This window comes from Flavobacterium sp. CG_23.5 (assembly GCF_017875765.1).
Lineage (GTDB): Bacteria > Bacteroidota > Bacteroidia > Flavobacteriales > Flavobacteriaceae > Flavobacterium.
Window position 1 is genome coordinate 3,406,559 of the sequence record NZ_JAGGNA010000001.1, and the last position, 14,766, is coordinate 3,421,324.

General features: G+C 34.6%; 16 protein-coding genes. 6 read left to right on the forward strand and 10 right to left on the reverse strand.

The annotated features are described in order from the left end of the window. Positions 1-31: 31 nt before the first annotated feature. From rlmD to H4V97_RS14635, 3 genes are all read right to left on the reverse strand, one after another. Positions 32-1,444, reverse strand: a complete 1,413-nt coding sequence (gene rlmD / locus H4V97_RS14630; RefSeq protein ID WP_209550099.1) for a 23S rRNA (uracil(1939)-C(5))-methyltransferase RlmD — start codon at positions 1,442-1,444, stop codon at positions 32-34. Between the two features lie 399 nt (positions 1,445-1,843). Beyond that, positions 1,844-1,972 (reverse strand): hypothetical protein, encoded by a 129-nt coding sequence (locus H4V97_RS15990; RefSeq protein WP_317196500.1) that lies wholly within the window; start codon positions 1,970-1,972, stop codon positions 1,844-1,846. Continuing rightward, entirely contained in the window at positions 1,948-2,535 is a 588-nt protein-coding gene (locus H4V97_RS14635; protein WP_317196501.1) for a GDSL-type esterase/lipase family protein, read from the reverse strand. The genes H4V97_RS15990 and H4V97_RS14635 overlap by 25 nt, the downstream gene beginning before the upstream one ends. A 255-nt stretch (positions 2,536-2,790) precedes the next feature. Here H4V97_RS14635 and H4V97_RS14640 point away from each other — a divergent pair, with 255 nt between their 5' ends. Then, entirely contained in the window at positions 2,791-3,201 is a 411-nt protein-coding gene (locus H4V97_RS14640; RefSeq protein WP_209550100.1) for an OsmC family protein, read from the forward strand. Positions 3,202-3,268: 67 nt separating this feature from the next. Here H4V97_RS14640 and cysM read toward each other — a convergent pair whose 3' ends face one another. Together cysM and epsC are read right to left on the reverse strand one after the other, a co-directional pair. Continuing rightward, positions 3,269-4,156 carry a cysteine synthase CysM gene (cysM, locus tag H4V97_RS14645; RefSeq protein ID WP_209550101.1) on the reverse strand — a complete coding sequence of 296 codons (888 nt, stop codon included), beginning with the start codon at positions 4,154-4,156 and terminating at the stop codon, positions 3,269-3,271. 1 nt (position 4,157) lies between these two features. Next, positions 4,158-4,949, reverse strand: a complete 792-nt coding sequence (gene epsC / locus H4V97_RS14650; protein WP_209550102.1) for a serine O-acetyltransferase EpsC — start codon at positions 4,947-4,949, stop codon at positions 4,158-4,160. 230 nt (positions 4,950-5,179) lie between these two features. Here epsC and H4V97_RS14655 point away from each other — a divergent pair, with 230 nt between their 5' ends. Then, complete coding sequence (locus tag H4V97_RS14655; RefSeq protein ID WP_209550103.1) at positions 5,180-5,881, forward strand: DUF1003 domain-containing protein; 702 nt, start codon at positions 5,180-5,182, stop codon at positions 5,879-5,881. A gap of 43 nt (positions 5,882-5,924) precedes the next feature. Here the strand turns inward: H4V97_RS14655 and H4V97_RS14660 are convergent, their stop codons facing one another. Continuing rightward, positions 5,925-6,206 carry a DUF2752 domain-containing protein gene (locus H4V97_RS14660; RefSeq protein ID WP_245345244.1) on the reverse strand — a complete coding sequence of 94 codons (282 nt, stop codon included), beginning with the start codon at positions 6,204-6,206 and terminating at the stop codon, positions 5,925-5,927. 102 nt (positions 6,207-6,308) lie between these two features. Between H4V97_RS14660 and H4V97_RS14665 the strand changes: the two genes are divergently transcribed. Beyond that, positions 6,309-6,491 carry a hypothetical protein gene (locus H4V97_RS14665; RefSeq protein ID WP_209550104.1) on the forward strand — a complete coding sequence of 61 codons (183 nt, stop codon included), beginning with the start codon at positions 6,309-6,311 and terminating at the stop codon, positions 6,489-6,491. After that, on the forward strand, positions 6,484-7,035 hold the full coding sequence (locus H4V97_RS14670; protein ID WP_209550105.1) for a Smr/MutS family protein: 552 nt from the start codon (positions 6,484-6,486) through the stop codon (positions 7,033-7,035). The genes H4V97_RS14665 and H4V97_RS14670 overlap by 8 nt, the downstream gene beginning before the upstream one ends. Before the next feature lie 137 nt (positions 7,036-7,172). On the opposite strand, the gene H4V97_RS14675 is transcribed toward H4V97_RS14670, so the two are convergent. Further along, positions 7,173-8,129 carry a hypothetical protein gene (locus H4V97_RS14675; RefSeq protein WP_196849126.1) on the reverse strand — a complete coding sequence of 319 codons (957 nt, stop codon included), beginning with the start codon at positions 8,127-8,129 and terminating at the stop codon, positions 7,173-7,175. Between the two features lie 204 nt (positions 8,130-8,333). Here H4V97_RS14675 and H4V97_RS14680 point away from each other — a divergent pair, with 204 nt between their 5' ends. Together H4V97_RS14680 and H4V97_RS14685 are read left to right on the forward strand one after the other, a co-directional pair. Beyond that, positions 8,334-9,254 (forward strand): EamA family transporter, encoded by a 921-nt coding sequence (locus H4V97_RS14680; RefSeq protein ID WP_196849127.1) that lies wholly within the window; start codon positions 8,334-8,336, stop codon positions 9,252-9,254. A gap of 16 nt (positions 9,255-9,270) precedes the next feature. After that, complete coding sequence (locus H4V97_RS14685; RefSeq protein ID WP_196849128.1) at positions 9,271-10,395, forward strand: cysteine desulfurase family protein; 1,125 nt, start codon at positions 9,271-9,273, stop codon at positions 10,393-10,395. A gap of 97 nt (positions 10,396-10,492) precedes the next feature. On the opposite strand, the gene H4V97_RS14690 is transcribed toward H4V97_RS14685, so the two are convergent. The 3 genes from H4V97_RS14690 to H4V97_RS14700 are packed head-to-tail and all read right to left on the reverse strand — an operon-like array spanning position 10,493 to position 14,760. Further along, the gene (locus tag H4V97_RS14690; protein WP_196849129.1) at positions 10,493-12,715 is read right to left on the reverse strand and encodes a glycosyltransferase; all 2,223 of its coding nucleotides are present in this window, start codon (positions 12,713-12,715) and stop codon (positions 10,493-10,495) included. 12 nt (positions 12,716-12,727) lie between these two features. Further along, a complete protein-coding gene (locus H4V97_RS14695; protein WP_209550106.1) occupies positions 12,728-13,762 on the reverse strand; it encodes a pesticidal protein Cry7Aa in 1,035 nt (344 codons plus the stop codon). A gap of 20 nt (positions 13,763-13,782) precedes the next feature. Continuing rightward, positions 13,783-14,760 carry an MlaD family protein gene (locus H4V97_RS14700; protein ID WP_209550107.1) on the reverse strand — a complete coding sequence of 326 codons (978 nt, stop codon included), beginning with the start codon at positions 14,758-14,760 and terminating at the stop codon, positions 13,783-13,785. Positions 14,761-14,766: the final 6 nt, after the last annotated feature.

A 14,766-nucleotide genomic window follows, 5' to 3' on the forward strand; every position in this document is an offset into this window, starting at 1 on the left:
CAAAAATCGTTAATCTCAAATCAAAAATCTTTTATCTCTTTTCCAAAAGTACAACATTTTCCACGTGATGCGTTTGTGGAAACATATCTACAGGACGCACGCGAGTTACTTTATATTTCTCATCCATTAAAGCCAAATCACGCGCTTGTGTAGCCGAATTACAGCTTACGTAAACCACTTTTTCAGGAGCAATTTTCATAATTTGTTCGATTACATCTTTATGCATTCCGTCTCTTGGAGGATCGGTGATAATTACATCAGGATGACCGTGTTGAGCAATAAAACTATCGTTAAAAACGACTTTCATGTCACCTACATAGAACTCGCAGTTCTTAATTTCATTGCGTTCTGCATTCAGTTTAGCGTCTTTAATTGCTTCCGGAACACTTTCCACACCAATTACTTTTTTTGCTTTTTTAGAAACAAACTGAGCAATTGTACCTGTTCCTGTGTACAAATCATAAACAATTTCATTACCGGTCAATCCAGCGAAATCTCTTGTTATTTTGTATAATTCATAGGCTTGGTCGGAATTGGTTTGGTAAAAAGATTTGGCATTAATACTAAATTTCAATCCTTCCATTTCTTCCAAGATGTAATCTCTTCCCTTGTATAATTTAATATCGGTATCATATAAAGTATCGTTTGCTTTATTATTGATAACGTATTGTAAAGATGTAATCTGAGGGAATTTCTCGTAAATATGGTCCAAAAGCAATTCTCTGTTGGCTTTGTCGTTTTCAAAAAACTGAATCAGAACCATAATTTCTCCGGTCGAAGCGGTACGCAACATCAAAGTTCTCAACAATCCTTCATGAGCTCTAGGATTAAAGAAAGTCAAGCCATGCTCATTTGCAAAAGCGCGTACTTCATTTCTAATAGCGTTCGATGGATCTTCCTGTAAGTGACATTTGTTGATATCCAGAATTTTATCCCACATTTTCGGAATGTGAAAACCAAGTGCGTTTCTATTTCCTAAATCTTCGGTGCTGTCAATTTCTTTTTCGGTCAACCAACGGCTGTTTGAAAACGAAAATTCCATTTTGTTTCTATAGAAAAACTGTTTTTCCGAACCTAAAATAGGCTCAAATTCAGGAAGTTCTACTTTTCCAATGCGTTGTAAATGATTCAGCACCTCATTTTGCTTGTAATACAACTGTTGGCTGTACTTCATATTCTGCCATTTACAACCACCACAAACACCAAAATGTTCGCAAATAGGTTCTACACGATGCTCCGAATATTCATGAAAATGAACCGCTTTTCCTTCATAATACGCCTTACGTTTCTTGAACGTTTGCACATCTACCACATCGCCAGGAACGACATTTGGGATAAAAATTACTTTACCATCCGGAGCTTTTGCTACCGAAACGCCTTTTGCACCAGCATCAAGGACTTTTATTTGATGAAAGACAACTTTGTCTGTATTTTTCTTTGCCATAGCGCAAAAATAAGTGATTGGTTGGTTTTATAAATTCAAATTGGGAAATATTTTTAAAAAGTATTGATTTTTATTTGGGCCTAATCCCGCTTTTCGCTACAAATCCCCAGTTCCGCAAGCAGCAACACTATACCTATAAAGGAGCTTCCTCCAGTCGCTCTTTACCGGCAAGTGTTCCAAAGCTTTCGTTCCCGCGGGTTTTTCGCTATAATCGGGGGCAGGGTGCTTTAGAGGTTAATTACGTTTTGTAGAAAGGTGTGAGGTTATGCTTAGATTTTGGGTGTTAAATGCAATTCCGTGGTCAAACTACTGACATATTGAAGCCAACGGGTTTTGTTTTATGCAACAAAGAGAGTAAAATTGATATAAAAAATAGTCCAAATAATTAGATTGGTTATTTTATTTTTTCAACAATGTCTGAGCGATTGCTTTCTCTGCAAGCGGTGCCATGACTTGATAACCGGTTTTGTTCGGATGCACTCCGTCATTTGAAAATACTGCATTTAATCCTTTTCTTTCATCAACCATAGCCGAGTAATAATCGAGATACACGATGTCATTCCCATCAGCGTAATTAATAAAATTTCGTTTAAAGCTTTAATTTTTTCAATAGGTTCCTGATTTGGTTTCCAAGGAAAATCATAAGCCGGTAAAACGGAGCAAATAATTACTTTGATGTGGTTGGCTTTTGCCAATTCAATCATCGATAAAATATTGTCTCGAATCATTTCAATTGTGGAAGGACCCGTGTTTCCCGCAATATCATTTATTCCTGCAAGGATTACAACTGCAGAGGGATGTAAGGCGATAACATCGGCTCTAAATCGCAACAGCATTTGTGGTGTAGTTTGCCCACTAATTCCCCGATTAATATAAGGCTTTCCTGAAAAATAGTCGGGATTTATGATACTCCAAAATTCGGTTATGGAATCTCCCATAAAAACAATTCTTTTTTGTCCCGCTGTAGGTTGTGCTAGTATAGCATTTTGGTTTTGATATTTGTTGAAATTTGGCCAGTCTTGAGCTTGTATATTTCCCCCCATAATAATTAAAAAGAATAGAAAACGATATTTTAGAATAAATTGTGTCATTTGTAACTCATTAAATAGTTAAAAATCAGCATTTTTTTAGTCTAACAAACGTAATGAATTGGCACACCAAAACCAATTGGAGAAATACGAATTAAAGTTTAAAACAACTTCTAATTGTATTATAGGATTCTGTATTTCGATGGTATACGATTATTTTAAGGGGAAACATTTTTTAAACTTTCGTTAAAAAATGAACTAAATCAAAGTCTTCGATTTTAAAAAGAACTAAATTTGAGTAAACTAAAAAGAAGAATTATGAAAAGAAATGGAACCGCAGTTTGGAAAGGCTCACTAAAAGAAGGGAACGGGGTTGTATCAACACAAAGTAAAGTCCTTGATAATGCTCAATATTCGTTCAAATCCCGTTTTGAAGAAGGAATAGGTACTAATCCGGAAGAATTGATTGCAGCAGCGCATGCCGGTTGTTTTACAATGCAACTTTCAGCTTATATTGGTGAAGAAGGTTTTGAAATTGAAAGTATCGAAACTAAATGCGATATTGATTTAGTAGATGGAACAATCGTCACTTCGCACTTAACGGTAAGTGCAAAAGTAAGCGGTATTTCCGCAGATGTTTTTCAACAACAAGTTACAAAAGCAGAGAAAAATTGTCCAGTTTCTAAACTACTGAATGCGGCTATTTCTACAACTGCCACTTTAGTATAAAAATATAATCCATAAGAAAGGCTCAGTTTATTAGAAACTGAGCCTTTCTTATTTTTGTGTTACAGATTTAATCAAATAAATCTGAAGACAAATAACGGTCTCCGCGATCACAGATTATAGCAACCACCACACCTGATTCTAAAGTGTTAGCAATTTTTATTGCCGCAGCAACGGAACCGCCGCTACTCATTCCTGCAAAAACCCCTTCTTCAAGCGCCAAACGTTTGGTCATATCGCGAGCTTCTTGTTCTGTAACTTCTATAATGGTATCCACTTTTGAGGCGTCGAAAATTTTAGGTAAATATTCCTTTGGCCATTTCCTGATTCCTGGAATTTGGGAACCATCGCTGGGCTGTGCGCCAATGATTTGAATAGCTGGATTTTTCTCTTTCAAATAAGTTGACGTTCCAATGACTGTTCCTGTCGTTCCCATAGCTGCAACAAAATGGGTTACTGTTCCTTCGGTGTCATTCCATATTTCGGGACCGGTGGTTTTATAATGTGCTTTCCAGTTGTCTTCATTCGCAAATTGGTTCAACATAATATAACCTCCTTCGGCGACCTTCTTGTCTGCATAATCTCTGGAGCCAATAATTCCTGTACTTGCGGGAGTTTGTATTACTGTTGCGCCATAAGCACGCATGGTTTGGGTACGTTCTTTGGTTGAATCATCTGGAAGAACAAGTTCAATTTCGATATTAAATAGTTGGGCAATCATGGCTAATGCAATTCCTGTATTTCCGCTGGTTGCTTCAATGAGTTTGTCTCCTTTTTTGATTTCGCCTCTTTCAAGAGCGGATGCAATCATATTGTACGCTGCTCTGTCTTTTACGCTGCCTCCCGGATTGTTTCCTTCTAGCTTCAATAAAAGTTTTACATTTTTATTTTGTACCAAATTGATACTTTCCACTAAAGGTGTATTTCCTATGAGGTCTAATATTTTTTGTGGTTTCATGTTATTTTATCTCTTTTATTTTTACTTCGGTGGTGGTGGTGTTCATTACAATGGATTTTGCGGGAATAGATTTGGTCACCCAAGCATTTCCGCCAATAATACTGTTTTTACCAATCACGGTTTCGCCGCCTAGAATTGTTGCGTTGGCATAGATGCAAACATTTTTCTCAACGGTTGGATGTCTTTTGGTATTTTTCATTTCTTTACTGACGCTCAAGGCACCAAGAGTAACACCTTGATAAATTTTCACTTGTTTTTCTATAACGGTGGTTTCGCCAATTACAATTCCGGTTGCATGGTCAATAAAGATTGGAGAAGCAATTGTTGCGCCCGCATGAATATCAGTTCCTGTGATTCGATGTGCATATTCACTCATTAATCTCGAAAATAATAAAAGATCTAGGAGATACAATTCGTGACTCAATCTGTAAATTGCAATGGCATAAAAACCAGGATAGGTCAAATACACTTCTTCAATACTGTTTGAAGCAGGATCGTTTTCTAAAAAAAAGTTGGCATCTTGATTCAGTTTTTCAAGGACTGAAGGTAAGGTCTCAAAAAATTTATCCCACATAGAATCGCACAAAGCATGAGGTTTTTTGCACGCGATGGCTGATATTTCTTTAAATTGTTTTTCGAGTTCCTCAATGCTTTTATTTAGTGGAGCATTGGTGTCAAATAAGGTAAAAAATAATAGTTCCGTAAAAGCCTCAGTTTTTGTTTTGATACTATAATTGATAGTAAAACCGTTTTTTAGTGTACTAATATTTTTGATAATCAGATCTTTTGTCATGATTATAGAATTGGATTATTAATGAAGACCGTAAAAGTAAGGCGTTTTTCAGAAAAAGAAGCAAAATCAGATAAAGAAATATTATAGTTTAATAGCTAATCGTAGAATTTGAAACTGTAATTTAATTTCTGATTTTAGAAATAGGGAGAATCAGACTTTGTGAATCTTTCGAATTTTAAGTGGATTAAAAGAAGCTATTTTTAACGTAAATTAGCAAGAAAATAATTTGAATGAATACGAGCAATACTTTTATAAGCGATATTTCCAAGAAGGAATTTCCTATGGTCGAAAAAGTTTCCGGGAAAACAATTAGAAATCCAATATTAGCATTAGTCCAAAAAGACTTTCCTGATTTTAACGAGGATAAATTCCTTGCTATTAGTGAGTTAAATTTATATCGAGAGAAATATATTTCAAATTATTTATCGGTGGAGATAGGAGAACTTTCTAATCTGGAAACTAAGGTTATAGGTTCGTTAAAGGAGGATGTATCTTTGGTAAATACTGTCGAAGATGAGATTGGAGTTCGAACTTTTGGACAAATAGTGGCGGATAGAGTCGCTACTTTCGGCGGAAGCTGGAAGTTTATAATTCTTTTCGGAATATTTATCGTTTTGTGGATTTTGGCAAATATTTATATTCTAATGAATAAAGGTTTTGATCCCTATCCTTTTATTTTGTTGAATCTAATTTTATCCTGTCTGGCAGCGCTTCAGGCTCCAGTAATTATGATGAGTCAAAATCGTCAAGAAGAAAAAGACAGAGAAAGAGCCAAGAAAGATTATATGATCAACCTTAAATCAGAACTCGAAATCAGAATGCTCCATGAAAAACTAGATCATTTGATTATGCATCAACAAGAAGAATTGATAGAAATTCAAAAAGTGCAAATTGAAATGATGAATGATATTTTGACTCGAATAAGCAAGTAAATCTTGATGGCTAATTTTTAAAAGTTAAACCATATAAAATTGCTTAATAATAATGTTTGTACAAGTAGCCAACAATCATAAATAGTCCATTTATTATTGCCATGCTAATCATTAAATTTTTATAGTTCCTCTGCTTGTCTATAAAGTGCAAACCTAGAATTATCAAAAATAAAAGCGTAGTATAAACAGCAGGATACATCTGAAAAGCAGCCGTGAAATCACCTTTCAAAAGGAACAGTAATCCTCTCTGAAATCCGCAGCCTAAGCACTCCATTCCAAAGAGTGTTTTGCTCAAACAAGGAATCATATATTTATCTAAATCCAACGTTTTTATTTTTTACAATTTTACGAAAAAAAAAGAAACCTTTTGAATAATAAATCGATGCAGTTTTAAATTCATTACTTTTGGAATCTGATATTTTAAGAGATGAAAAAAATTATAATTCCAGTAATGGTTATCGCCATAATTGTTGCTTTGTATGAGCAAGTGAGCGCAGAAAAAAATGTGTATATAATGGTAATTGCAATCGTAGTTTTCATGATGGGAATGATGCAATTGAGTGCAAAAACACCGAGTAAAAATCAAGATAAAGAAGACGAAAATGTTTAGCAAAGGAGATAAAGTTTCAGTACTTGATGAAGCGATAAATGGAGTCGTTTTATCAGTGAAAGATAAGCAGGTTACGGTAGAAACAGAGGACGGATTTACGATGACATTTTTTGTCAACGAGTTAATTAAGATAAACGATACCAGTAACTTAATGGATTCTATTAGAAGAATTAATGTAGATGAAATTTCGAAAGAGAAAGAGATCCCAAAACCGCGAAGTTTTGTAAAAGAACGCAAGGATAAGAACGAAATATCGGCTCCAGAGTTTGATTTACACATCGAGAAATTGGTTCCTAATAAACGCGGCATGTCAAATTATGATATTCTTACTTTGCAAAGTGAAACGGCAAAAAGACACATCGAATTTGCCATTCGCAATCGGATTCCAAAGATTGTTTTTATCCACGGTGTTGGCGAAGGAATCCTAAAAGCAGAGCTTGATTTCTTGTTAGGACGTTATGATAATATCGCTTTCCAAGAAGGTAATTATCAAAAATACGGACAGGGAGCAACAGAAGTTTTTATCAAACAAAGCAATAAATAATAATTTTATTCGGAATATATACGAAATAAAAAAACGTCAGTTAGAGCTATTTTCAACGGAAAATATTCTCAATAACTGACGTTTTATTTTGATCTAGAAAGGAGATTTTAGTCTCTTATTTTGTCTTGTAGTTACCGCTAATTTGTGGTTAAAAGTTCTCCGTAAATGTAACGGTCTCCTAGTTTGAAATCATTACTTCCTTTCTTCATTGTAACATTTCTGAGGACAATTGTATGTTTAAAACCAGTTCCAAATGAGGTGGTAGTTACTTCAATAATTCCGCTTAGGTTTGAAACTCCAGCTGCAGCAATCCATTCTTCGCTTATAACAGGTGTGGAAGGTGCGGTTGCAGTACAAAAATAGCTTCCAGTAAGTAAACCAGAAAATAATCGATAGGTAAGCTTATTAGTGGTTGTGCCAATAAGTCCCGTTCTGGGCTTATTAACAGGAGTTGCAGCACTTACTATCAAAGATGGATCTATATCTAAAGTAAGGGATTCACTACTATTATAATTATAAATTTGTTTCGATGAACTACATTGCTCTACTGTCTGGTCAAATTGGAAAGGTAATGTTGTGGCCGGAATGACGTAATCCCCAAAAGGGAATGTTTCGTAAACCTGAGTTCCACTGTTTTTTGCAAAAGTCACATTCTTGAATGTTATATTATGATTGTAGCCGGTAATTCGGGTACTGTTATCAATTGCATTTATTGTTTTTACTGCGGTAGTAAATATCTGTATTTTACCGGCAGTAGCGGTCCACTGATCTGTAATAGTTGGAGAAGCTGGAGGTATGCTTTCGCAAATATTTAAGGAGGAAACGGTTCCATTATAAAAGCGATATACCAGTCGATTTACGCTGCTAATATCAAGAAATGTAGGTGCACCAACCAAACTTGGTTCAGTGGTGAAAGAGCTTTTAGGGATTTCAAGAATCAATGATTCTTTATCTTTCAGTTTATAAATGATATTATTGCTGCTGCAACTTTGGGTGGCAACATTTTCAAAAGTAATATCTTCTTGAATTAAATTCCCGTCATCACAACTGTTTATTAATAATGCCAAAAACAATAGGCCTACAACTCTTTTCATTTTTTTCTATTTGAAACAAAAATAGAATTTTTAATTTGTTCCAAATACATTCCTATCCAAAAACATGTAATTTAACAGGATTTTTGGTTTTTAAATTGCAATTAATGAAAGGAATAATGCGGATGAAACTTTGTCGTAATGCAATCCCATAAATAATTCAAAGCGGATAGAAATCATTATATTTGTGGCAATTCTATACTAAAGATGAGACTTAACAAATATTATTCTGCTGCATTTTCCGCCTTTTTTATCTGGGGATTTTTTAGTTTGGCGTTAAAACCTTTGCATAATTACCCTTCTTTGGACATTTTGTTTTATCGTGTTTTTTTTAGTGTGGTGACTATGGTTTTTATTAATCTGGTTTTTCGTCGAAATGTAATCCAAAAAGACTGGAAGCACTTTCAAAGTATCAGCCCGAAAAAGAAAAGAAATATTATTTTATTGACGCTAGGCGGGGGATTATTTCTTTCTTCAAATTGGTTTGTTTTTATTTATGTAATGAATCATGTCAGTGTGAAAGCCGCTTCATTAGCTTATTTAATTTGCCCTATCCTTACCACTATTTTTGCTTTTTTTATTCTAAAAGAAAAACTAAGTAGATGGCAGTGGGTAGCCGTAATGATTAGTTTTTTTAGTTGTATTTTATTGTCGTTCAATCATTTTCAGGACATTTTTTATAGCCTGATTGTTGCGGCAACTTATGCTTTGTATCTTGTCAGTCAAAGGAAAAATAGTGAAATGGATAAGTTTTTAGTGTTGACTATTCAATTAGTTTTTACAGCGATAATTCTTCTTCCGTTTTATCCAAAATACAGTGGAACCTTGCCAACAGAACCTTTATTCTATGGATGTATGCTAGTTATTGTGGTGTTTTTCACCATTATTCCTTTGTTTTTGAACTTGTACGCGCTTAAAGGAATCAATTCTTCAGCAGTGGGAATTATGATTTACATCAATCCGATAATTAATTTTTTAATGGCGATTTTCTATTACAAAGAACAAGTAAGTTCACTTCAGTTATTTTCCTATTTCGTAATTTTGATTTCGATTTTGGTTTTTAATGAAAAAATGCTGTTTTCCAGAAAGCGGAATCTTATGCAATCGGAAATAGAAGGTTCCAAATAATTTCTAATTTTAAAAAATGAAAAAAGTATATCTCGATAACGCCTCCACAACAGCGATTCGTCCCGAAGTGATTCAGGAAATGACAAAGGTAATGGCAGAAGATTATGGAAATCCGTCGTCAACTCATAGTTTTGGTCGTAATGCCAAAAATATTTTAGAACTCTCCAGAAAATCCATCGCAAAGCATTTAAATGTTTCTGCACAGGAAATTATTTTCACTTCCTGCGGAACAGAAGCCAATAACTGGATTCTTCGTTCGGCAGTGAAAGATTTAAAAGTAAAGCGCATAATTACCAGTAAAATCGAGCATCATGCCGTTTTGTATACGCTCTTGGCGTTGCAAAGAGACTATGATATTCAAGTTGATTATGTTGCTGTGAAGCCAAATGGAGAAATTGACATCACTGATTTAGTTGAATTGCTTTCACAGGACACCAAAACATTAGTGAGTCTGATGCATGTTAACAATGAAATAGGGACTGTTTTGGATTTAGACAGAATAGCTCTTATTTGCAAGGAACACAATGTGTTATTTCATTCGGATACTGTTCAATCTGTTGGAAAAACGGAGATAGATTTGCAAAAAATATCTATTGATTTTATCGTGGCAAGCGCACATAAATTTCATGGACCTAAAGGCGTTGGATTTGCTTTTGTTCGAAAAAATTCTGGTTTGCAACCACTGTTTTTTGGCGGCGAACAGGAAAAGGGTTTACGAGCAGGAACTGAAGCGCTGCATCAAATCGCTGGAATGGCAAAGGCTTTGGATTATTCATATACCAATTTAGAAACGGAAAGAAATTATATTTCGGAATTAAAAAATTATTTGATTACTCAACTGGAGATCGAATTCCCTGCATTTGCAATCAATGGAAATCAAGATGGTTTTTACAATATGATGAATGTTTTATTGCCTTTTTCGGAAGAAAAAACAGCAATGATTTTATTTAATTTAGACATGAAAGGAATAGCAGTTTCCCGAGGGAGCGCTTGTCAATCTGGAACCATTAAGCCATCGCATGTTTTAGCTGAAATGCTTTCAACCGAAGATTTAAAAAAGCCAAGTTTACGCATTTCCTTCAGTCATTATAATACAAAAGAAGATATCGATTTACTGATTCAAGCTTTGAAAACAATATAAAAAAAATCTGCTGAAAAGCAGATTTTTTTGTTTTATCCTTTCTTTGAGATCCAAAACTAGTTTTTGAATTATAGTTTTTTGCAGTAATTATTAATTGTTATGCTTCGGCGTATTTTTCCATTATTAAACGTGCTTTAAAATAACATAAAGTCGATTCTGCTCCTTGGTTTATGTTGATGTAGGTGTCTTCCAATCCATCATAGGACGCGCCGTTTTCCGGATTATACATGATTTGTTTGAGATGATTGTTCCCTAAAAACCATATAAAAGCCAGTTTAAGCTGATCTTTGTATTTTTTATTCCGAGTCACTTCATAAAATAAATCCAACGCAATAATAGTTGTCGCTACTTCTATAGGCTGTTCTCCATAAAATTTTCTTTCGTTTTCTTTTTTAAACCAGCCTCTGTTTGAAATTACCTTTAATTGACCCTTCATGAAATAATGCGATAGCAAGAAATCAAAAGTTATTGCGGCAATTTTCTTGTATTTCGGGTTTTTGGTAGCTAAGTAACTGTACATCATTGCTTCGGGTAAAATATTATTGGCGTAAGTCATATAATCTTCATACCAGCACCAATTTTCGGCAGAATTGATATTATAATGATGTAATAACTTATTGGCCAGTTGCTCTATATTTGTCTTTACCGTTTCATTTTTATAAACCGAATAGTAATGGTAAAGTCCCTTTAATGTGTAAGCGATTGCTCTTGGTGAAACAATATCGTTAATTCTTTCTATAGCCTTATCCCAACATTTTTCTGCTCTTAAAACCATTTCTGCCGGTAAGGTATCTCTATGACCTATTGTGGTACCCAAACTCCATAAAGCTCTTCCATTAGCATCTTCAAGGTTGACTTCTTCATTTTGTGCTGTTAAACGTTGCTGGAAATCCTTGTAATTATTGAACCAACCGTTAGGCTGTTGAATTCCTTCTATAAAATTTAAATAGGTATTTGCCAATTGTACTACTGTTTCATCGGGGAAAATTTTATTATACATTACCATATTTATTAACGCTCTAGCATTGTCATCCAGCGTATAGCCTGATTCTGGATCCGGCTGGCTAAATTTTGAAAATTGAAGAATTCCAAAATCGGTGGTGAGTTTCTTAATATGATCTAAATTTATCGGTGGAAAATTGAATCTTAAATCATCTTCGCGATTCGTTAATTGGTCAAATAATAGTCGGTACTGTATCGCAATATTCTCCCAAGTTGTGGCATGCGCCAAAGCAAAAGCATTTTTGCCCATTGCAATTCGTTCTTCTTTATTTTCAATGAGGTGTAGAATTGCCTTTTGAAATTCTTCGGGTTTGTTGAAATTTTTTAACAATATTCCGTTGCCATCGACGAGCACTTCTACTGCATGCGGTATTGGTGTGGAAATTACGGCGCAACCGCAACTCATGGCATAGGAAAAGGTTCCGCTTACAGCCTGATTTGGATCTTTGGAAGAAAATAAATAGATTTCTGATAATGTTAGATGTTCGAGGAGGTGCTTTAATTCAAGATATTCATTAATAAAAAGAACATTATTTCCCAGATGTAATTCTTTTACAATAGTGATAAGCGTTTCTCTATATTTTTCACCATCTCTTTTAATGACTTCAGGATGTGTTTTTCCAATTACTAAATATAGTACTTCAGGATATTTTGCAACGATTGCAGGTAATGCATGCAATACAGTTTCAATACTTTTATTTTCGCTGATTAATCCAAATGTTGACAGTACTATTCTGTCGTTGAACTCATATTTTATTTTTAAATTTTCCTTTTGTTCCCAAAGTATGCTATGCGTACCATGCGGAATTACAATTGTTTTCGATAGAGGGCAATCATAAAAACTAGTCAAAATTTCTTGTGATTTTTTAGTAAGAACAATTATCCTGTCTGATAAATCGGATATGGCATGAACTATTTTCTTCCTTTTTTCATCTGGATTGGGCAATACCGTATGAAAAACAGTGACGATTGGTTTGTTCAGTGCCAATATGAAGGACAGTATATAATCACCATATTCACCTCCAAAAAGTCCAAATTCATGTTGGATGCAAACCAAACCAATATCATTTCGCTCATTTATTTTCTCAGCAACCAACCGATAATCGTCCAAAGAAAATACGGGCAAAATATACTTGACTTCGGGATTGTAATCAAAATTTTGGTCGTTGTTTTGTAAAGCACAGACTTCAATAGGTAGAGTTTTTCCAAAAACATTATTAACCGCATTTGCAATGTCATTTGAAAAAGTGGCTAAACCGCACTCTCGAGGCGGATAAGAACTGACAATTAGCATTTTTATTCCTTTTTCAAAATTCATGGCCTATTATTTTTAAGATTGTTTTTTCAATTCAAGAAGTAATTCATTTAGGTCTAATTTGGCAACGGCTATGTGTTTGTCAGCAGCACCATAATAAACATATAGGTCATTGCCAAATAGTGCATGACCAGTCGGGAATACTACATCATTTACTTCACCTTCAATTTCCCATTGCTTTGTAGGAGAGAAGAGAGGTAATTCCATTCGTGCTATTTCAATTTCTGGTTTTTCTAGTTGCAATAAGGCGGCCTTAGCATGGTAAATTCTTCCGCTTGTTATTTCTTGCACACCATGATAAATTAATAGCCACCCATATTTAGTTTCGATTGGGGGAGCGCCGGCTCCAATATAGGCTACTTCAAAAACATCTTTGGGGTCAAGAACAATGTATTCGTATAGGTTTTCAAGGTAGTTTTTCCAAAAAGAGTCGTTCAAGTCTGACCAATCATTAAAATAAACAATTTGGATACCAGGCCAAATGCGATGGAGCATAGCGAATTTCCCGTTTATTTTCCGTGGAAATAGAACAACATCTTTATCTCTAAGCAACCGGGACGTGTCTTCAACCAATCCTATTTCTTTAAAAAGTTGATGATATTGATGGTACTTTGAGTTTAGTTTATTGCCACTACAAAGCACTAGACGCTCATACTCTTGATAATTTACTTTTGGGGTAATGATACCGTGTTTTTCAAAATGCACTAAATCTTTAGAAGTTGCCAGAGCACCCATGGCATTTACGCCGTCATATGCAACGTAGGTTATATAAAAAAGATCATCAATTTTCACAATTCTGGCATCTTCCACGCCGTGTTTTTCATAATCGAAATCACGAGTAAGGATAGGCTGCTCGTGTCTTTCGACTATTTTAAATGGCCCATCGCTTTTTGCGTAGCCAATGGTTGAAAAGTTGCCGTCTTGTACTGCTCGATAAAATATATGTACCGTATTTCCTTCCTGATATATTCCTGGATTTAATACGCCATTATTTTCAAATTCCTTATTGGTAGGGCTTAGAATTATACCGAGTTTTTCTATCGTTAACATGTTTTAGTATTTTACAAATTCTATTTTTGCTGTTCCTTTAGTTTTGCTTTTTCCTGTTTTTTAAAATAGCCACGGAATAAAAAATTATGTTTTAAGGCTTCCATATTTTCGTTTAATCGGGAACTGGCTTCCTTAATATTTGTCATGGTAGAGTCTATTTTTTGAACTAGTCTAGGGTCGTTCGACAGATAGTTTAGCGCTCCTTTTCCTTGTTTAATATTTACAATGGTTGAATTAAGATTGCCCACTACTGTGTCAATTGCAGAACTTGATTTATCTAAATTATGTACGATTGTTTTAATATTATTGGCTACAGCAGTATCTCTCAAAACACCAATCACATTGTTTTTGTTTTCTAAAGATCCAATAATCCTGTTTAATTTTGTCACCGACTCAGAGGTCGATTTTCCTGTTAATTTTAAATAATGCATAGTTTCCCTTAAGTCATTTGCCAAAATGGAGTCTTTAATCAATAAACCCACCGTTCCTTTTCCGTCTGTTATTTCTTTTGTGATTTTAAGTAAATTAGCGGTAAGGTTTGCTGCATTTTTATTTGTTATCCCTAACGTATTTAACATCTCATCCGTGCGAACCCGGCTTAAAGATTTAATTTCATCTCCAGGATCAACGGAGGGTTTTGTTCCTTTTCCCGGGATAATATTGATGATCATATTTCCCACCAGTCCATCTGAACCTATTATGGCAACCGCATCCTTTTTTATATGGTGAAAAATCGTTTTGTCGATCAGCATATCTACTTCAATGACCGTATCGTTAACCATATTAATTCCACGGACCGTCCCTGCATTTATCCCTGAATAACGCACGTTATTGCCTAATTGTAATCCGCTTACATTATTGAAAACCGCCTTCAAATGATTTGTTTGTCCAAACATCTTTTGCTTGTCTCCAATAAAATAAACGGCTATTACGAAAATGAATAAGCCACTTATTACAAAGAGTCCTAGACGTATTTTTTGTGATGTAGTTTTTTCCATTTTATA